At 71.0% G+C, this 20585-nt stretch carries 11 protein-coding genes and 1 pseudogene; 7 read left to right on the forward strand and 5 right to left on the reverse strand.

Features of this window, described 5'->3' with window-relative positions; translation table 11 throughout:
- The first annotated feature begins 19 nt into the window (after positions 1-19).
- Positions 20-493, forward strand: coding sequence for a hypothetical protein (locus tag AB0M67_RS40535; protein ID WP_365753130.1), 474 nt, complete (start codon positions 20-22; stop codon positions 491-493).
- 78 nt (positions 494-571) lie between these two features.
- Here the strand turns inward: AB0M67_RS40535 and AB0M67_RS40540 are convergent, their stop codons facing one another.
- On the reverse strand, positions 572-2119 hold the full coding sequence (locus tag AB0M67_RS40540) for a CehA/McbA family metallohydrolase (RefSeq protein ID WP_365753132.1): 1548 nt from the start codon (positions 2117-2119) through the stop codon (positions 572-574).
- Positions 2120-2475: 356 nt separating this feature from the next.
- Here AB0M67_RS40540 and AB0M67_RS40545 point away from each other — a divergent pair.
- From AB0M67_RS40545 to AB0M67_RS40560, 4 genes and pseudogenes are all read left to right on the forward strand, one after another.
- Positions 2476-5034: pseudogene (locus AB0M67_RS40545) on the forward strand (bifunctional FO biosynthesis protein CofGH); the annotation flags it as partial.
- 126 nt (positions 5035-5160) lie between these two features.
- On the forward strand, positions 5161-8496 hold the full coding sequence (locus tag AB0M67_RS40550; protein WP_365753134.1) for a tetratricopeptide repeat protein: 3336 nt from the start codon (positions 5161-5163) through the stop codon (positions 8494-8496).
- Positions 8497-8599: 103 nt separating this feature from the next.
- On the forward strand, positions 8600-9868 hold the full coding sequence (locus AB0M67_RS40555; protein ID WP_365753135.1) for a DUF418 domain-containing protein: 1269 nt from the start codon (positions 8600-8602) through the stop codon (positions 9866-9868).
- A gap of 258 nt (positions 9869-10126) precedes the next feature.
- Positions 10127-11242 (forward strand): ADP-ribosylglycohydrolase family protein, encoded by a 1116-nt coding sequence (locus tag AB0M67_RS40560; protein ID WP_365753136.1) that lies wholly within the window; start codon positions 10127-10129, stop codon positions 11240-11242.
- 104 nt (positions 11243-11346) lie between these two features.
- Here AB0M67_RS40560 and AB0M67_RS40565 read toward each other — a convergent pair whose 3' ends face one another.
- From AB0M67_RS40565 to AB0M67_RS40580, 4 genes are all read right to left on the reverse strand, one after another.
- Entirely contained in the window at positions 11347-12948 is a 1602-nt protein-coding gene (locus AB0M67_RS40565) for a sodium:solute symporter family protein (protein ID WP_365753138.1), read from the reverse strand.
- A gap of 460 nt (positions 12949-13408) precedes the next feature.
- Positions 13409-13618 carry a DUF397 domain-containing protein gene (locus AB0M67_RS40570; RefSeq protein WP_249952061.1) on the reverse strand — a complete coding sequence of 70 codons (210 nt, stop codon included), beginning with the start codon at positions 13616-13618 and terminating at the stop codon, positions 13409-13411.
- Positions 13619-13953: 335 nt separating this feature from the next.
- On the reverse strand, positions 13954-14811 hold the full coding sequence (locus AB0M67_RS40575) for a helix-turn-helix transcriptional regulator (protein WP_365753140.1): 858 nt from the start codon (positions 14809-14811) through the stop codon (positions 13954-13956).
- A 444-nt stretch (positions 14812-15255) separates the two neighbouring features.
- Positions 15256-15999 carry a GPP34 family phosphoprotein gene (locus AB0M67_RS40580; protein WP_365753142.1) on the reverse strand — a complete coding sequence of 248 codons (744 nt, stop codon included), beginning with the start codon at positions 15997-15999 and terminating at the stop codon, positions 15256-15258.
- 171 nt (positions 16000-16170) lie between these two features.
- Between AB0M67_RS40580 and AB0M67_RS40585 the strand changes: the two genes are divergently transcribed.
- Together AB0M67_RS40585 and AB0M67_RS40590 are read left to right on the forward strand one after the other, a co-directional pair.
- A complete protein-coding gene (locus AB0M67_RS40585; RefSeq protein ID WP_365753144.1) occupies positions 16171-18462 on the forward strand; it encodes a serine hydrolase in 2292 nt (763 codons plus the stop codon).
- Positions 18463-18853: 391 nt separating this feature from the next.
- A complete protein-coding gene (locus tag AB0M67_RS40590) occupies positions 18854-20542 on the forward strand; it encodes an MFS transporter (RefSeq protein WP_365753145.1) in 1689 nt (562 codons plus the stop codon).
- The last annotated feature ends 43 nt before the right edge of the window (positions 20543-20585 follow it).

A 20585-nucleotide genomic window follows, 5' to 3' on the forward strand; every position in this document is an offset into this window, starting at 1 on the left:
TACCTGTAGGGGGCGCACCATGCGCGTGGGCATCACCGGACATCGCGGTCTGTCCAAGGAGATCGAGCAGCAAGTAAAGGCCATACTCGCCGAACAGATCGCCACGCTCGACGTACGCGACCTCGTCGCGATCAGCTGTATCGCCGACGGCCCGGACACATGGTGGGCTCAAGCCGTCCTGGACGCCGGTGGGCGCATCGAGGTCGTCATCCCGGCGGCGCGGTACCGCCAAGGCCTACCCGACTGGCATCACGCTGAGTACGACTCGTTGTTCTCCAGTGCCTCCGATACTCACCACACGGGCATGACCGAATCCACCTCGGAGGCACATCAGGCGGGAAGCGAGATCCTCGTCGGCCTCTCCGACGTCGTACTCGCCGTTTGGGACGGTCTGCCGGCCCGGGGATTCGGTGGCACCGCCGATGTCGTGGCGTACGCGGCACGCGTAGGTGTACCCGTCACCGTCCTGTGGCCCGGCGGCGCGACCCGGTAAAGCCCCTTACCCCAGCAGGGGGCCCGGCCGACACCCGTCCCCGGTGGGTGTCGGCCGGGCATCCCGTGCGGGGTGTCGTCACTCCCCGAGGAACACCGGGTTCGTGAACGCCGCGAGCGCGCCCGGGAAGCCCGGTGTCGTCGGGGCGTGGCGGATCTCCGCGCGTACGTACGTGGCGTAGGCCGGGGTGGTGTGCCATTCCACCGTGCCCGTGCCAGAGGCCGGGAGCGTGGTGGTGTGCAGGGTGCCCTGGTCGGTGACGAAGTGGGTGGTGCGGCCCGGGGCGCCGGTGACCTCAAGGCGTACCGTCACCGGTTCGTCGTCGCGGACGCGCAGCCGGTCGCCGATGCCCGCGTGCTTGCCCGGGCCGCCCGCCGCGCCGAAGGTCAGGGAGACCGAGGAGGACTCGGCGACATAGCTGTGGCCCGCGCGGATACCGGCGAGGATGGCGTCGCGGGTGAGGTCGTCGGCCAGGACGACGGTCTGCGGGGTGCCGATGGGGTCCGGGTCGCGGTGGGAGTCGCTGCTGCCCATCGCGGGGGTCCAGGGCCGGCCGGAACGGGCCGCGGAGACCAGGGTGTTGTCCCAGTCCGCGAGGGAGACCTCGTCGTCGACCGTGTAGGGGCCGTTCCACACCTCCACCGCGTCGGCGTCGGCGAAGCCGAACTTCCAGTTGCAGCCGATGCAGGTGGCGTGCGGATGGGCGGGGACGACCAGACCGCCGGCGCGGCGGATCTCGCGGGCGTAGTGGCCGAAGCGGTTGTCGCGGGCGCGGTAGCGCCAGTCGATGAACGTACCGCCGTCCATGCCGAGTGCCACCACGTGCCCGTTGCGGGTGGTGACCTCCTCGCCGGTGAGGATCAGCAGGTCGTCACCCCACAGGCCGTCCCAGGCGCTGTGCGCGGAATGCGTGTTGTGCTCACTGGTGTTGATGAAGTCGAGACCCGCGGCCCTGGCGAGCGCGGCGATCTCGGCGGGCGTGCGCCTGCCGTCGGAGTGGACGGAGTGGATATGGCAGTCGCCGCGGTACCAGGCCCGGCCGCGGCCCTTGGCGCGCTCCGGCGGGTACACGGGCTTCGGGGTCTCGCCGGGGGCGCCGAACCGCAGGGTGATCGTCACCTCGTACGCCAGGCCCTGGGGGGCGACGGTGTACGGGCCGAGCGCGATGTGCCAGGTGCCCGCGTTCACCGGGCCCGGGAGGTAGCCGGGGGTGGCCGCGTCGGCGCGCAGGAAGAACTCCGTGCGGGCGCCGCCCGACCAGCCGCGGAAGCCCTTGCCGCCGAGCCGGGTGCCGCGCTCGTCGAAGATGCCGATGTCGAGGGCGTTGCCCTGGGTGCCGGCCGGCATGGCGGGGCGCTCGTAGGAGTAGGCGACATGGATCTCGCGGACGCCGCGCGGTATTTCCACGGGCAGATGGACGAAGTCGGGCGAGCCGGGCGGCAGCGTGCCGCGGACGGTTCTGGTCCGGTCGTCGGCCGGGGCGTCGCCGGAAGATCCGGAAGATCCGGAAGGTGTCGCGTTCGCGAAGCTCACGGTGCTCAACGTAAGCGCGGCGGCGGCTCCCGTCACCAGAAGACCTCGTCGGGCGATCGCGCTGTCGTGGGTGTCTGCGTGGTCCTTACACATGCCGGCGGCTCCCAGGGTGCCGAGAGGGACAAGTGGTCACACGCGCGACCACCCGGTTCGTGCGTTCGAACTCTGGTATTGAGCCGTGAACCAGGCGGCAAGGGAAGGGTGTCGGCAGATGGCTGAGAAGAGTCCAGGACCTGGACGCGTACGGGACGACCTCGTCGGAAGTCCCGCGTCGTGGCAGGCCACAGCACCGAACGTATTCTCGGAGGATGACGACCCGCGTGCCTGAGGAATCCGGAACTGGACGACCGACGACCCCCCGACCCGCCGGAGAACGGACCGGACAACCGGCACACCCCGGACAGCCGGAACACCCGGCACAACCGGCGCGTCCCGGAGGGACGGCGGCACCCACCGCCAACGCCATGCGGCGTGCGCTCAGGCGGGCCCGGGACGGGGTCGCGCTGGATGTCGTCGAGGCCGCCGTGCTGCTCCAGGCGCGCGGCGACGATCTCACCGACCTCGCCGCGTCCGCCGCGCGGGTGCGGGACGCGGGGCTGGCGGCGGCCGGCCGGCCGGGCGTCATCACGTACTCCCGCAAGGTCTTCATCCCGCTGACGCGGCTGTGCCGGGACAAGTGCCACTACTGCACGTTCGTCACCGTCCCCGGCAAGCTGCGCCGCGCCGGTCACGGCATGTTCCTCTCCCCTGACGAGGTCCTGGAGATCGCGCGCCAGGGCGCCGCGCTCGGCTGCAAGGAAGTGCTGTTCACGCTCGGCGACAAGCCCGAGGACCGGTGGCCGGAGGCCAGGGAGTGGCTGGAGGCGGAGGGGTACGACGACACCCTCGCGTATGTCCGCGCCATGGCGATCCGCGTCCTGGAGGAGACCGGGCTGCTGCCCCATCTCAACCCGGGCGTCCTCTCCTGGACCGATCTCCAGCGGCTCAAGCCCGTCGCGCCCAGCATGGGCATGATGCTGGAGACCACCGCCACCCGGCTGTGGTCCGAGCCCGGCGGCCCGCACCACGGCTCGCCGGACAAGGAGCCCGCCGTACGGCTGCGGGTACTGGAGGACGCGGGCCGCTCCAACGTCCCGTTCACCACCGGCGTGCTGATCGGGATCGGGGAGTCGTACGAGGAGCGCGCCGACGCACTCTTCGAGCTGCGGCGCGTCCAGCGGGCGTACCACGGCATCCAGGAAGTCATCGTCCAGAACTTCCGCGCCAAGCCGGACACCGCGATGCGCGGGATGCCGGACGCCGAGCTGGAGGAGCTGGCGGCGGCCATCGCCGTGACCCGGCATGTCCTCGGCCCCGCCGCCCGTATCCAGGCCCCGCCCAACCTCGTCGACGCGGAGTACGCGCTGCTCATCGGCGCGGGCATCGACGACTGGGGCGGTGTCTCGCCCCTCACCCCCGACCATGTCAACCCGGAACGGCCCTGGCCGCACATCGACGAACTGGCCGCGCGTACCGCCGAGTCCGGTTTCGAGCTGCGCGAGCGGCTGACCATCTACCCGGAGTTCATCGCGCGCGGCGAGCCCTGGCTCGACCCGCGGCTGATGCCGCACGTACGGGCGCTGGCCGACCCGGAGACGGGCCTCGCCCGCGAGGACACCCGCCCGGCCGGGCTGCCCTGGCAGGAGCCCGACGAGGGCTTCACCGCCACCGGCCGTACGGATCTGCACCGCACGATCGACACCGACGGCCGCACCACCGACCGGCGCGACGACTTCGACGAGGTGTACGGCGACTGGGAGGCGCTGCGCGAGGCCGCGGCCCCCGGCATGGTGCCCTCCCGTATCGACACGGACGTACGGTCCGCCCTCGCCCAGGCCGCCGACGACCCGGTGAAGCTCACGGACGACCAGGCGCTCGCGCTCCTCCACGCGGACGGCCCGGCACTCGACGCGCTGACCCGGATCGCCGACGAACTGCGCGCGGACGTGGTCGGCGACGACGTGACATACATCGTCACGCGCAACATCAACTTCACCAATGTCTGCTACACCGGCTGCCGCTTCTGCGCCTTCGCCCAGCGCCGCACGGACGCCGACGCCTACACCCTCTCCCTGGACCAGGTCGCGGACCGCGCCCAGCAGGCGTGGGAGGTCGGGGCCACCGAGGTCTGCATGCAGGGCGGGATCCACCCGGACCTGCCCGGCACGGCGTACTTCGACATCGCGCGCGCCGTGAAGGAACGCGTCCCGGACATGCATATCCACGCCTTCTCCCCGATGGAGGTCGTCAACGGCGCCTCACGCACCGGTCTGTCGATCCGCGAGTGGCTGACGGCGGCGAAGGAGGCCGGACTCGACTCGATCCCGGGCACGGCGGCGGAGATCCTCGACGACGAGGTGCGCTGGATCCTCACCAAGGGCAAGCTGCCGACGGCGACCTGGATCGAGGTCGTCAAGACCGCTCATGAACTGGGCATCCGGTCCAGTTCCACGATGATGTACGGCCATGTCGACCAGCCACGCCACTGGCTCGGCCACTTCCGTACGCTCGCCCGTATCCAGCAGGAGACGGGCGGCTTCACGGAGTTCGTGACGCTCCCCTTCATCCACACCAACGCTCCGGTGTATCTGGCCGGTATCGCCCGCCCCGGCCCGACGGACCGTGACAACCGCGCGGTCATGGCGATGGCCAGGCTCCTCCTGCACCCCCACATCACCAATATCCAGACGAGCTGGGTGAAGCTGGGCACGGAGGGCGCGGCGGAGATGCTCCGTTCCGGTGCGAACGATCTGGGCGGCACGCTGATGGAGGAGACCATCTCCCGGATGGCCGGCTCCAGTTACGGTTCGTACCGCTCGGTGAAGGACCTCATCGCCATCGCGGAGGCGGCGGGCCGCCCGGCGAAGCCGCGTACGACGTTGTACGGCGAGGTCCCGGAGGAGCGCGTACGGACGGCGGCGGCGTCGGACGGGCATCTGCCGGAGCTGCTGCCCCTGCTGCCCGACTGAGCTACGCGCCACGGCGGGGGCGCTCGTCGCAGCGCACGGCCCGCGCGGGCCGTGCGCTGTCGCCGCCGTCGCCGCTGCTGGCAGACTGAGCGGGCGGGAACGGAACGGACACGGGGGAGTACGTACGTGGCGCACGCGCATCAGCCGTCGATGGCCGAACTGATCGCGCGTCGCCGCAGATTCGTCGGCCGCAGCGCCGAACTGACCGCCTACCGCGACAACTTCGGCTGTCCGCCCGAGGACGAGCGGCACCGCTACCTCTTCCATATCCACGGCAACGCGGGCGTCGGCAAGACCTCCCTCGTACAGGAGATGGAGCGGACCGCCCGGGAGTGCGGCGCGCTCACGGCGTATGTGGACGAGTCCGTCAGCAGCGTTCCCGAGGCGCTGGCCGCGATCGCCGAACAGCTCGGCCGGCAGGGGCATCCGCTGAAACAGCTGGACCGGCAGCTCGCCACGTACCGGCAGCGGCGGCACGAGGCCGAGTCGGCGGCCGAGTCGGCGGCCGTGTCGGGCGCCGGTGCGGCGGGCGGGGAGTCCCCCGCCCCGTATGCCCCGTACGCCCAGCCCGCCCCCTCCGCCGGGTCCACCGCCGCCGTCACGGCCGGGGTGATCGGGCTCCGTATGGTCCCGGTCGTCGGGGCGTTCGCGGACGTGGTCGACACCCAGCAACTCGCGGCGGGAGCAGACCGGCTACGGGCCACCCTGAGCGCACGCTTCCGCGACCAGGAGGACGTTCAGCTCGTCCTGAAACCGGACCAGGTGCTCACCCCCGTACTGGTCACCGAACTGACCGAGATCATCCGCTCCGTGCCCTGGATCGCGCTCTTCTTCGACACGTACGAACGCACCGCGCCCTTCCTGGACACCTGGCTGCGCGACCTGATGACGACCAGCGCCTACGGCCGGTTCCCCGGCGCGGTCGTCGTCACGGTGGCGGGCCAGCGCCCCTTCGGCGCCGCGCGCTGGGGCGAGTTCGCGGACTTCGTGACGGACCTGCCGCTCGCGCCCTTCACGGAAGGGGAGGCGCGCACACTCCTCGCGGCGAAACGGGTCACGGACGAATCCGTCGTGGAGGAGGTGCTCAGGCTCTCGGGCGGCCTGCCCGTCCTCGTCTCCACCCTCGCGGAGAACCAGCCCGCGGACCCCGACGACGTGGGCGACCCCAGCGCCACCGCCGTCGAACGCTTCCTCAAGTGGGAGCAGGACCCGGTACGGCGGGCCGCGGCCCTCGCCTGCGCCCTGCCGCGCCGGCTGGACGAGGATGTCTTCCGCGCGGTCGTGGCCGAGGACGCGGCGGGGCTCTACGACTGGCTGCGGACGCTTCCGTTCGCCACGCTCAAGGACGCCGGGGTCTCGTACCACGGCGTGGTGCGCGCCCCCATGCTGCGCCTCCAGCGCACCCGCTCCCCCCGCGGCTGGCGCGAGCGGCACACCGCGCTCGCCGCGTGCTTCGCCCGCTGGCGCGCCGAGGCGGAGACGGACCTGCGGGCCGACGAGGTGTGGGAGAGCGCCGAGTGGCGCGCGCTGCGCTTCGAGGAGACGTACCACACGCTGTGCGCGGGACCGCGCGGCGCGCTCCCCGGGGCGCTGCGGGACGTGGTCGAAGGCTGCCGCGAGTCCCCGGCGGCGGCCCGCCGCGCCGCGCAGGTCCTGGCGGAGGCCGGTGCGGACACCGACGACGCGGCGGCCCGGGAGTGGGGACGGCGGCTGGTGGCCGCCCTCGACGACGAGGAGGAAGGGGTACGGGCGGCCCTCGGCCTGCTGCTCGACCGGCCCGGTCTGGACACCCGGGGCCGCGCGGCGGCGCACACCGTACGGGGGCGGGAGCTGCGGGGCGCGGGCGAGTACGCACAGGCACTGGCCGAGTACGACCGGTCGCTCGCGCTCGATCCGGACGAGCCCACGACGCACTACGGCCGTGGTGTCGCCCACCAGTTGAACGGCGATCTGGTGACAGCCCTGGCCGATCTGCGCCGGGCCGACGAACTGGCCCCGGACACCCCCTGGATCCTCGACGAGTACGGGGAGACGCTACGGATGGCCGGCAGGCGCGAAGAAGCCGTGGAACTGCTGGACCGTGCCCTCGCGCTCGACCCGACCAACGGGTACGCCCTGGCCTGCCGGGGCGTCGCCCAGCACGGACTGGGGCGGCACTCCGCCGCCCTGGCCGATCTCGGCCGCGCCCTGGAGCTGAACGACGAGTATCTGTGGGCGCTGGTCCGCAGAGCGCGCGTGCTGCGTGACATGGGGGAAGCCGACCGGTCCTTCGCGGATCTCGACCGTGCGGTCGAACTGGCCCCGGACAGCGCCTGGATCGCCTCCGAGCGCGGCGAGGCGTACCGGCTCGCCGACCGGAACGAGGACGCGGAACGGGAGTTGACCCGCGCCCTGGGAATCGACGCCGATCATGCCTCGGCCCTGGCGAGCCGGGGGTATGTCCGCCATCTGCTGGGGCGGGATGCCGAGGCGCGCGCCGATCTGGACCGTGCGATCGAACTGAACCCCGAGTACGCCTGGGCACTGGTCCACCGCGCCTTGCTGCGGCAGGAACTGGACGACACCACGGGCGCGTTGGCCGACCTGGACCGGGCCGTCGAGGCCGAGCCCCGCCTCCGGTGGGCCCGGCTGGAGCGAGGAGAGGCGCGGCGGCGCGCCGGACTCCACGAAGACGCCGTCGCCGATCTCACCGCGGTGCTGGCCGCGGGGCCCGACGACACCTGGGCGCTCGTCCTGCGCGGCAGGTCCCACCATGCCCTGCGCCGCTACGGTCACGCCCTCGCGGATCTGGACCGGGCCCTGGAGATCGATCCGGAGTACGCGTGGGCGTACCACTGGCGGGCCGGCACGGCACTGGCCGTGGGCCGTCCCGAGCGGGCGCTCGCCGATCTGGGACGGTGTGTCGCCCTGGACGCCACGGCGGACCACGCCAGGCGCAGGGCGGTGAGCGCGAGCCTGAACCTCGGCAGACCCGAGGAAGCCCTTCAGTGGCTGGACGAGCTGACCACCGCCGACAACGACGACCTGGGGGACCGGTGCGAGGCCCTGCGCCGTACCGGGCAGTGGGCCGAGGCGCGCGCGGCGGCCGACCGGTACAGCGTCGACGAGCCGCTGTACGGCGCCCTCCAGCGGGCCATGACGGTGACCAGGAGCGAGGGCGCCGCCGCCGGCGCCCCCGCCTGGCGGGAGCTGGCACGACGGCTGGAGGAGACCGCGGACCCCGCGCCCGAGATGCCCGCCTACGTGGCCATGCTGAGCGGGGCCGCACGCGGGGACTGGGACGCGCTGGACGCCTCGCTCGCCACGCTGCTCGCCATGGAAGCCGAATGGGACGACCTCGCGAACATGGTCGGCCATCTCGAAGAACTGCTCCACGCCCCCGGTATCGACACCGCCCGCCTGAGCCCCCGCATCGCCCGGGCCATCGCCGCGCGCGACGCGTTCGCCGCTCGCTGGGCGTGAACCCGAGTACTACTCGGGCACTGCCCGAGAAAGACGGAAGGATCCCGCGGACCTACTTTGGTCGGATGCGGCGCCCCGGCCGCCGACCGTAGCGTCGTACGGTATGACATCACCGCGCCCCACCGATCCCGCCGCCGATGCCGCCGTCGATGCCGCCGTCCCGGGCAGGACCGCGACCGCGCGGCTCGCTGATGTCGACGCGCTGCGCGGCTTCGCGCTCTTCGGCATCCTGATGGTCAACATCCCGTTCTTCGCCAGCGGTTACACCCTGCTGGACGTGCCCGATCCGGCTCGGCTCGCCTGGCACGACGATGTCGCGGGGAACGTCGTCCAGTTCCTCTTCGAGTCGAAGTTCTATCTCCTCTTCGCCTTCCTCTTCGGCTACAGCTTCACCCTCCAGCTCAACTCGGCCGCCGCGCGCGGGCTCACCTTCCGCCCTCGCTTTCTGCGTCGGCTCGGCGGGCTGTTCCTGATAGGTGTCGCCAACGCGGTCCTGCTGTTCTACGGCGACATCCTCATCACCTACGCCGTGCTCGGTCTGCTGCTCTTCCTGGTGCGCGGCATCTCACCGCGCCGCGCGCTGTGGGTGGCCGGGGCCATCACCGGCACGATCGCGCTGCTGTTCCTGACCGTGGCCGTCCTCGTGGCCGTCATCGACGGTGCCTCAGCGACCGCCACCGCCTCGGAACAGGCCAGGATGCTCGCCGACGGACGGGCCGGCACGGAGGCGATGCGCGGCGGCGTCGGGTCGGTCATCGGTGAGCGGGTCTCCTCGCTGGGGAACGCGTTCCCGCTGATCTTCTTCTTCCAGGGGCCGCTGGCGTTCTCCGCCTTCCTGGTGGGGCTGGCCGCGGGCAAGCGGCGCGTACTGGCCCACCCCGCCGACCACGGGAGGACGTTGCGGCTCATCCAGCTCATCGGCTTCCCGGTGGGGCTCGCGGGCTCGCTGTTCTACACCTTCGGCGGGGACGAGAACCTCTTCCCCAACGCCGCGCACATCGTGACCGCGCCCTTCCTCACCGCCGCGTATGTCGCCACGCTCCTGCGCGTGTTCAGGACCCCGCGCGGTGCGCGGCTGGCCGAGATACTCGCCCGCCCGGGACGGATGGCGCTGACCAACTATCTGAGCCAGTCGCTGCTCTGCGTCCTGATCTTCACGGGGATCGGCCTCGGACTCATCGGCCATGTGCCGTACGCGGCGGTCGCCGCCATCGCCGTGGCGATCTTCTCCGTACAAGTGGTGTGGAGCGCCTGGTGGATGCGGCGGTTCCGGATGGGCCCGGTCGAATGGCTGCTGCGCGCCGCCACCCACCTCGAACGGCCCGCCATGCGGCTGCGTGAGAGCCCCCGCCGCAGCCCGGCGTCCGTGTGACACGGACCTTCGGACAGCACGGCGCGCCGGGCCCCGCCAAGGGCCTGTCCGCGAGGATCCGCCGGACAGGCCCCGGCCGTCACGAAACCTTCGCACCCGGTCCGGCCGCCCAAAACCGACCTCCCGGTCGTCCGCCGCCCATACCGCCCCACCCCGCTCCGGGCAGCGCGAAGCGCGCCCTCAACCCGCTGTTCCCGGTCGATTACAGTGCTGCGCAGTTTGTGCGGTCGCTCGGAGGCACAGGGGAGGGAGTGGCGCGTGAGCACACCGTCCGGAGCCGTCTGGGGCCGTGCGGAACAGCAGGATTTCCGCAGCCGGGTGCGGGGCTGTCTGCTCGGCGGTGCCATCGGGGACGCGCTCGGTGCCGGGGTCTCCGCGCTCACGCTCGACGAGATCAGGGCCGCCCATGGAGAGGGGGCCGTGAACGACTTCGTGCCCGCCTTCGGCCGCCGCGGGGCGGTCAGCGCGGCGACGCAGCTGACCCTGTTCACCGTCGACGGGCTGATCCGCGCCCAGGTCCGCAGGGACACCGGCGCCTGGCATCCGCCCACCGACGTACACCGCGCGCATCTGCGCTGGGCGGCGACGCAGCGGGACTGGGGGCCGGATCTGCGCCGTAAGGACGGCGGCTGGCTCGCCCAGGAGGAGTGGCTGTACGCGCGCCGCGACCCGACCATCTCCTGTCTCACCGGGCTCGGCGACACCATCATGGGCACACTCGACAAGCCCAAGAACACCATCGCGCGCGACTCGGGCGCCCTCGTACGGTCCGCGCCGTTCGGGCTGCTCGTGGGCTGGGAGCCGCAGTTGGTGTGCCAGCTCGCCGTGGAGTGCGCCGTCCAGACGCACGGCTCCCCGGGCGCGTATCTGTCGGCGGGCGCCTTCGCGGTGATCGTGCACGCCCTGGCGCGCGGCGAGACGCTGGACGCGGGCGTGCAGCGGGCCCTCGCCCAGCTCACCCCGCGCCCGGGGCACCAGCCCGTCTCGGACGCCCTCCAGCAGGCGCTCGGCGCCGTACGGCAGGGGATCCCGGGCCCGGAACGTATCGCCGCGCTCGGCGAGGGACGTACCGCGGAGTCGGCGCTCGCCGTCGCCGTCTACTGCGCCCTGGTCGCCGAGGACATCCGCCAGGGACTGCGGCTGGCCGTCAACCACGACGGCCCGTCGGCGGCGACCGGCACGCTCTGCGGCGCGCTGCTCGGCGCGCTCCACGGCGAGACGGCCCTGCCGCCCGCGTGGCTGGCGGAGTTGGAGGGCCGGCCCACCCTGCTGGAGATCGCCGACGACTTCGCGATGGAGATGACCCAGGGCCCGGCGCTGCACAGCCCGGGTACCGCGGCCTCGGGCTGGCTGGTCCGCTATCCGCGCGGCTGACGCCGGGGCCCGACGCGACGGTACGGCGGGTACGGACGCGACGGTACGGCGGGTACGGACGTCACGTACGCCCCCACCCGCCGCACGGCGGCCCAGCGGCCTCCTCAGCCGTCCGAGCCCTTCCTGTCCGTCGTCTCCGTCGCCTTCGCGTCACCCGGCTCGGCGGGCGCGGGCACACTCAGCGAGGCCGCGGTCAGCTCCGAACCGTCGCCGTCGCCCTCCCCGTTGATCCGGGCCAGCAGCACATCGCGCTCATCGGACTCCTCCGGCTTCAGGAAGCCGATCACGATATAGAGCACCAGCGAGACCGCGAGCGGGATCGACACCTGGTACTGGAGGGGCACTCCGCCGTCGACGCTCCAGTTGATGGGGTAGTTGACCAGCCAGAAGGCCAGCAGCCCCAGCGCCCAGCTGACCAGCGCCGCGGTCGGTCCCGAGCGGCGGAACGGCTTGAGCAGACCCAGCATGAACGGGATCGCGATCGGGCCCATCAGCCCGGCCACCCACTTGATCACGACGGTGATGATGTCCTTGAACGTCGGCGAGTTGACCTGTGTGGCGATCGCCATCGACAGCGCCAGGAACGCGATCGTCGACAGCCGCGCCGCCATCAGCCCCGCCCGCTCCGACCAGTTGCGCGCCGCCTTCGAGACGACGGGCGCGATGTCCCGGGTGAAGACCGCCGCGATGGCGTTGGCGTCCGAGGAGCACATGGCCATGGTGTGCGAGAAGAAGCCGACGATGACCAGGCCCAGCAGACCGTGCGGCAGCAGCTGTTCTGTCATCAGGGCGTACGAGTCGGACGCGTCCGGCTTCTGCGCCTCCACCAGCAGCGGCGCGCACCACATCGGGAAGAAGAGGACCAGCGGCCAGACGAGCCAGAGGATGGCGGAGAGCCGGGCCGAGCGGGTCGCCTCGCGGGCGTTGGCCGTCGCCATGTAGCGCTGGGCCTGGTTCCACATGCCGCCGTTGTACTCGAACATCTTGATGAAGAGGAAGGCCAGCAGGAACGTCACCGTGTACGGCCCGGCGGTCGGGTCGGCGTGCCCCTCGGGGAGCTTGTCCCAGACCGTCCACAGCGCGCTGAAGCCGCCGAGCTTGCCCATGACGGCGACGAGCATCGCGATACCGGCGAAGAGCTGGATGATGAACTGCCCCAGCTCCGTGAGCGCGTCGGCCCACAGACCGCCGATGGTGCAGTAGATACCGGTGATGACACCGGTGACGAGGATGCCCTGGTTGAGCGAGATCCCGGTGAAGATGGAGAGCAGGGTGGCGATGGCCGCCCACTTGGCGCCCACGTCCACGATCTTCAGCAGCAGCCCCGACCAGGCGAGCGCCTGCTGGGTCTTCAGGTCGTAGCGGTTCTTGAGGTATTCGAGCGGCGACGCGACATGGAGCCGCGAGCGCAGCCGGTTGAGCCGGGGCGCGAAGAGCTTGGCGCCGATCCCGATGCCGATGGCGATCGGGAGGGACCAGGTAACGAACGAGGTGACACCGTAGATATAGGCGATGCCCGCGTATCCGGTGAACATCACCGCGCTGTAACCGGACATGTGGTGCGAGATACCGGAAAGCCACCAGGGCATCTTGCCGCCGGCGGTGAAGAAGTCGCTGACGTTGTCCACGCGCTTGTGCGACCAGAGGCCGATCGCGACCATCACACCGAAGTATGCGATGAGCACGATCCAGTCGAGGCTGTTCATGTGCCCCCTCCAGGGGTCCGCCTTATGAACGTCGAGTGCGCTCTTCGTCAGTTCGTCCGGTCGCCGGTTCCCCGTGCGGGAGCGGGGACTTCGGGGATTGAACCGCCTGGCGCGGCGGCTGGTCAAGGGCTCCGCCGGTCATAGATGTGAACTCAGGTCAGAAAGCCGAACGATTTTACTTGTTCTTGACCTGTGGGGGCGTTGTCGTGAACGTGACGGCGCCCACACGATGAGCGGGCACTTCGTCAGGCTTCGGACACAACGAAAAACGGCCGCAGGGATGCGGGTCCCATGCGGCCGGGAACGTGAGGGCGTGGAAGAGCGAGAGAAGAGAAGAGCGAAGGAAGAGGCGGAGACGGTGGGGAAGCCGGCGCCGGGCATGGCCGAGCCCCCTCGGCCAGGACGGCGGACCGGTCGAGAGGGCTCTTTCCATGGTGCGGGTGCAGGGCGCCGAATGACCTCAGCCGAGGTCGAAAGCGCCCTTGTTCATTTCCTGCACAAAGGCATTCCATGAGGTGGGGACGAAGGAGATCGAGGGCCCTTCGGGGTCCTTCGAATCCCGGACGGCAATGGCCTGGACGACGGGGGACTTGACCTCTACGCACGCGCCGTTTCCGCCGGAGTACGAGGACTTGATCCACGTGTCCGTAGCGCCCTGAAGAATTGCCATGTTCGCTCCGGTTCAGCAATGGGGGTGAAATAGCGCCAACGTCCTGCTGGCATGATCGACGCTACTAGCCCCACTCCATGGGCGGGACGGGCGTTCACTCGTCCTGATGGCTTATCGTCTGAGGGACTTACGCATCCGGGTAGCGGAGGTGTACCTTCCCCTCGCGCGGGACCGGGAAATGGGCGTACGCGACATTATGCGCAAATGCCTTGGCGGCGGGCTCCATCGGAGCCGCTGAATCGGCCGCCGATCAGTCACCGACCGGCCGCCGGCGGTCGTCCTCCGGATCCGGCGGCCGGTATACGGTTCGAAAGCCCGCTCGGGCCCGGGGTCAGCTAGCGGGCATATTCCTTGGCGATATCCGCGATGAACTGCCGGGTCTGATCGGCGTTCAGGGCCTGTGCGCGCAAGTGCTCGTACATCACGCTGTAGCGCTGCACATCGTTCGCCTTCTCCAGATAAAGATCGCTCGTGACGCCCTCGATGTAGACCACACTGGAGTCCGAGGCGTCCGGGAATTCAAGAATCGCGTAATGCCCGGTGATTCCGGGATGCGCGCCCATGTCGAAGGGCAGCACCTGCACGGTCACATGCGGGAGCTGTGACTGCTCGACGAGGTGTTCCAACTGCTCACGCATCAGCTGCCGGTCGCCGACGCGCCGGCGCAGCGCCGCCTCGTCCACCACCGCCCACAGCCGCAGCGGATCGTCGGGCGTGCTGATGCGGTCCTGCCGTCGCAGCCGGACCCCGACGCGCTTCTCGACGTCGAGCGCCGGGGATTCGGGCAGCGCGCCGTTGATGAGCGCCTCCGCGTACGGCCGGGTCTGGAGCAGCCCGGGGACGACCTGGGGCTCGTACACGCGCAGGGACGCCGCGTCCGTCTCCAGACCGATGTACACGCTGTACGGGATGTCGCCGAAGGCGTGCCACCAGCCCTGCTGACGGGAGTCCTTGGCCATTTGCATCAGCGAGTCCACGATGCGCTGGTCCTCGACCTCGTACACCCCGCACAGGTCACGGACGTCGCGCTGGCTGATGGAACGGCGGCCGTTCTCCAGACGGCTGATCTTCGACTGGGAGACCAGCAGGCGCTCCGCCACCTCCTCGGCCGTCATGCCCTTCAGCTCGCGGAGCCGGCGCAACTCCTGGCCCAATCGGCGTCGCCTGACGGTGGGATTGACGTTGGACGCCACGGAAACTGCACCTCCGGCTGCGTAGCTGTACGTATCTACCGCTCAGCAGACTGCCACCAAATGCCGTGACTGCGCTGGAAAATGGCCACAGAGACGAATGGGCCGGTCTGCGCGGTTCCCCGCGCGCCGGTGCGAGCGCCCCCGCGCCGTAACGGACTTCGACCCACCCCCGGCCCCGCCTGATCGCCCACAGGCCGTCAGGGGGCCTGTCAGGGCCCGCCAGAGGCCGTCAGGGGAGCGTCAGGGAGCCGTCAGAAGGCCATCAGGGGGCCACTACGCGACGCGCGGGGCAGCCAGACTGATGTCGTCTGGCTGCCCCGCGCGTTGTGTGCGGCTCCCGGACCGGCTCTGGGGACGTCGGTGCGGCGGACTGCGGTGTTGGCGGTTCCTGCGGGTGTTGAGGGTGTTGAGGGTGTTGAGGTGCTGCGGAGGTGCTGCGGTCGTTCAGTGCGCCGGAACGCGGGCCATACCGCCGTGATGCGGTTGCATCGGCACGGCCCCCGGTGTCCGTCCGCCACCCGGGGCGCTGGGGGCGCCCTGGGCGGGATTACGGCGTGGCTGTGCGCCCACACCGTTCTGGACGTCCATCACGGCGTGTGCCACGAGACCGCCCATCGGGTCATGTCTGATCAGGTCCCGGAGACGGGAGCGCGACGAGCGCCCCTCGTTGCCGGGATAGAGGTGCTTGCCGAGTCCGACCGCGTGGGCCAGCGCGGCGAGCGCCGCGGTCCGCGGGTCCGGCGGTACGCCGGTGCGGATCGCACTGTCCAGCCGGGACCTGATCTCCCGGCTGATCGCCGTCTCCGTCGCCTGGTAGCGAGTCGTCGGCAGCACTCCGCACATCTGGCCCGCGACGGCATGCACCATGCCGCACCGCTCCAGATGCGAGAGATAGGTCTGGCGCAGCCCCAGTCGGGGCCCGCCGATCCAGTGGACGGCCCGGACCGGGCTGCCGCGTCTGCGCAGCAGTTCCAGTGCGGAGTCCAGAGTCGGATCTCCGGTCGGCCGTGGCATCACCACGGCGATACGATCCCCGTCAGGGGCTATCCGTCCTGCCAGAGCCAGCTCCACTAGCTGTGCTCCGGCCAGGCCGAGGTCGAGCGACTGCGGCTGCGCTGTGGTACCCGTGGCCGGGTCCAGAGCGAGCAGCAGAAGCTCCTCCGGAATTGTTCTGCGGCTCCTGCCCATCCATGCCTCCCCGCGTGGATGAATGACAGGGTGACCCCTCTCACATTGGTCTGTCGAGGGTGCCTGGGTGCTTTGTGCGGGAACCGTTATGTATGTCGTTCTCGTCTAGCACGTTGGCCGAGGTCTCAGAGCAGGACACTGATAGATGCTTCGGACAGTTCGGTACGTCGGATGAGACATGAAGGAGACACGGTGGCGGGCGAGTCCCCCGGCAAGTCGGATCAGCGGAAGTCATCGGGGGAGACGGTCACGGGAGAGCGGGACCCGCGGCTCGCGGTCTTCCGAGAACCGGCGACAGGGGCGGCCGATGAGGCGGGGCGGGCGGAGCGGGACTCCGGCTCGGCGGTGTCGACAAAGGTTGCGATCGCGAATCGCACGGAGGAGTCCGAAGAGTCCGAGGAGGCCGAGGACGCGCACGCGTCGGACGGTGGACGCATAACTCCGGCTCCCGGGCCGCCGAAGGCCGAGCCCGCGAAGGCGGAGGATTCGGACGACGCGGAGGCGGCGGGCGCGGAGGGTACGGAGGAGCCCGTATCCGCCGATACGGACGCCGACGTCGACGCGGCGAGGGCCGACAAGGACGACAGGGCGGGAGGGACCGGCAAGGGCGACGAGGGCGAACAAGGCGACAAGTCCGGCAAGGGCAGCGAGGACGGCAAGGGCAGCAAGGGCAGCGAGGACGGCAAGGACGGCAAGGTCCCCTCCTGGGCCACGGCCGCCGCCAAGGAGGACACCAAGAAGACGTCCGAGGCCGCCTCCAAGGACGCCGCCGCCGACGCCGCCCCTGCTGACCCCGCCGACCCCGACGCCCCCGCCGCGGACTCCACCCCCGTCGACCGGCCCACCGCCGTCTTCACCACGCTTCCGCGGCCCGCCGTCGATCAGGCCACCACCACGCTCACGGTGCGGGAGAGGCGCGAGGAGAAGTCCGAGTCGGCTGAGAAGCCCGCCGGGAAGCCCACCGAGAGCGCCGACGAGAAGTCCGGCGAACGGGCTGACGAGCGGCCCGAGTCGGCGGCCGAGCGGACCAGTACGTTCGTACCGCTGCGCCGGGACGACGCGCGGCCCGCCCCCGCGTCCCCGCCCCGGCCGCCGTACCCGTCGCCGTCCCCGTCTCCGGCCGCGCCCACCCCGCTCCCCGAGGCGGCCGAGCGGACCCGGCAGCAGCCGATGCCGCCCATGCCGCCGCTCGATCTGCTGGCCGAGCTGACGAACAAGCCCGCCCCGCCCGAGACTCCGGTCCGTACGGCCGTCCGGCGGGTCAAGATCTACACGCCGCTCGTCGTGCTCGCCCTGATCGTCCTCGCGGTCGTGCAGGCACTCCGGCCGCTCCCGGCGCCCACGCTCGCGCTCGCCGCCGACCCCACGTTCACCTTCGAGGGCGGCGAGCTCGACATGCCGTGGCCCGCCGAGGGCCAGGGTGCCGTCGAGGTCGAGGGCGTCGGCACGATCGGTACGTACGGGCAGCAGAAGCCCGCGCCGATCGCCAGTGTCGCGAAGGTGATGACCGCGTACGTGATCCTCAAGAACCACCCGATCACGGGCGAGCAGGTGGGCCCGAAGATCGAGGTCGACAAGAAGGCGGGCGAAGAGGCCAACCGTCCCGACGAGTCGACGGCGCCCATAAGGGAAGGGCAGGAGTTCACCCAGAAGCAGATGCTCCAGCTGCTGATGATCCCCTCGGGGAACAACGCGGCCCGGCTGCTGGCCCGTTGGGACGCGAAGTCGGAGCCGGCGTTCGTCGAGAAGATGAACGCCGCCGCCAAGGACCTGGGCATGACGAACACGACGTACACGGACCCGAGCGGTCTGGAGTCCTCCACCGTGTCCACCGCCACCGACCAGCTGAAGCTGGGCAAGGCGGTCATGCAGAACGATGTCTTCCGCGAGATCGTGAATCTGCCCCAGGTCGAGATCCCGGGCATCGACAACCTGATCATCAACAACAACTCGATCCTGCTCGAACCCGGCGTGAGCGGGATCAAGACCGGCTCGTCGACCCCGGCCGGCGGCAATCTGCTGTGGTCCGCCAACACGATCATCGACGGCCAGAACCGCCGGATCATCGGCATGGTGATGGGTGCCCAGGACGCCGTGAAGCTCTGGGACAAGCTGGAGCTGGCGATCCAGAACAGCCTCAAGCTGATCAAGAGCGCCCAGGACGGTGTCACCTCCGCCACGGTCGTCAAGAAGGGCGATGTCGTCGGGTACGTGGACGACGGCCTCGGCGGCCGGACCCCCGTGGTCTCCACCAAGGACCTGAAGGCGGTCGGCTGGGGCGGTCTTCAGGTGAAGCTCAACCTCACCGAGGGCAAGGAGACGGTGCCGCACACCGCCGCCTCCGGCACGGTCGTCGGAGAGGTCACGGTCGGCACCGGCGCCGGCCAGGTCTCCGCGCCGGTCGCGCTCCAGGAGGAACTGGCGGAGCCGGGCTTCGGCGCGAAGCTCACCCGGGTCGGCTGACCCGCCCCACCGCGCGTCCGACGGCCCCGCCGGGGCCCGGCGGCCGGGGAAGGCGCCGGAAATGGCGTCCTCCCCGGCCGCCGTCACGTGCTAGCGTCCCGAAACGGACATCTGCATGAGGCATCTGCTCGGCCGGCCGCCCGGGCAACCGCCGGACGCGGGGACGGCGTCTTGCCGGATGTCGGGGGTGGCACACCGGTGGGGACAACGGTGAGACGGAGAGACGTGGAGAGCCGCAGTGACCACCACTGAGCCGACGCACGCCGGCGGCGTCACCCCGCCCGAGCGGAACACCGCCCGGCCCGCCCGGCCACGAATACGACTGCCGGCGCCGCGCGGCGCCGCGCCACCCGAGGGGCCCGGGGAGCCCGAGGGGCGCCCGCGGGGGCGGGTGGCCCGTCACCCCGTCCTCTTCACCGCCGCCGTCGCCGCCGTCGTGCATGTGGTGTGGTTCCTCTTCTTCGCGAACAGCGGCGGCGACATCGCCGCGCAGGACGCCTGGGCCGAGTTCGTCGGCCAGCACCCGGACTCCGCGTACAACCTCGCCTGGTACGGCGGGATGCACCCGGTCTCGTACAGCGTGGTCTCGCCGTATCTGATGTCCGTTCTCGGCGTCCGTACGACGATGATGATCGTCGGGACCCTCTCCGCGGCCCTCACCTCACTGATCCTGGTCCGGGTACCGGCCGTCCGTAACCCCGTGGCGTGCTCGCTCGCCGGGGTCTTCGCGTTCCTGTGCAACGCGCTGTCGGGGCGGGTGACCTTCGGCCTCGGCATGATGTTCGCGCTCGGCGCGGTCGCGGCGGTGTTCTGCTGGCCCTACCGCTGGCGGACGAAGCGCTGGGCCAAGGCGGTCGCCGCCGCCCCGCTCGCCGGTCTCGCGACCGCGGCGAGCCCGGTGGCCGGGCTGTTCCTCGGGGTTGTCGCGGCGGCGCTGTTCCTCAACAAGCGGCGCCCGGGCGCGTACGCGCTCGGTCTCGCGCCGGCCGCCGTGGTGGCGCTCTCCTCCTGGCTGTTCCCGTTCTCCGGGACGCAGCCGATGTCGGTGGCGACGGCCTCGCTGCCGTTCCTCTTCGCGGTGCTCGTGTTCGTGCTCGTACCCGCCCAGTGGCGTACGGTCCGGGCCGCCGCGGCGGTCTACGGCGTCGGGGTGCTGCTGACCTATGTGATCGATTCGCAGATCGGGTCCAATGTGTCCCGGCTCGCGATGGTCATCGCGGGTGTGGTGCTGCTCGCCGCGCTGCCGTACACGGCCCCTCGCTCCCGCCGCTGGTACGCGCTGGTGATCGCCTTCGCCGGGCTCAACTTCTGGATAGGGTTCAAGGGCGTCGACGACATGGTGCGTACGGCGCCCACCGCGTCCTGGACGCGCGCGCTGGCGCCGCTGGTCAACCAGTTGCAGCGGACAGGCGCGGAGAAGGGGCGGGTCGAGGTCGTACCGGCCAGGAGCCACCGCGAGGCCTCCGCGCTCGCTCCGTACGTCAATCTCGCCCGCGGCTGGAACCGCCAGGCGGACATGGAGCGCAACCCGCTCTTCTACGACGACACCCTGACCGCCGAGAGCTACCGCGGCTGGCTGGACCGCTGGGCCGTGCACTATGTGGTGCTGCCCAAGGGCAAGCCCGACTCGGGCGCGGGCCTGGAGGCCGAGCTCGTCCAGAAGGGGCTGCCCTATCTGGAGCAGGTCTGGGGCGACTCCAACTGGCAGCTCTTCGCCGTCAAGGACCCGATGCCGCTGGCCGATCCGCCCGCGACGGTGGACCGGGCGGGCGCGGGCGAGCTGACGATCCATGTGAAGTCGGCGGGGCGGGTGCTGATCCGGATCCCGTACTCGCCGTGGCTCGGCCTCGTCGACGCGGAGGGCAAGAGCGTGCCGCCCCCGGAGGAGACCCCGGCGTCCAAGGCCGACAAGGACGGGCCCAACGTCTACACGAACCCCAACGGCTGTCTGCTGAAGGCCGAGACGAACGTGGAGGGCGACGAGTGGACGGAGCTGCTGGCGCCGCGCCCCGGCGTCTACCGGCTGGCCGCGCCGTACCAGCTGCCGCGCGGGACCGGCTGCCCGGAGGAGCTGCGCTGAGGCGACAGCGGGGGGCGGGGGCGTAACCGTACGTACGGTTACG

Source organism: Streptomyces sp. NPDC051662 (genome assembly GCF_040681655.1).
Taxonomy (GTDB): Bacteria; Actinomycetota; Actinomycetes; order Streptomycetales; family Streptomycetaceae; genus Streptomyces.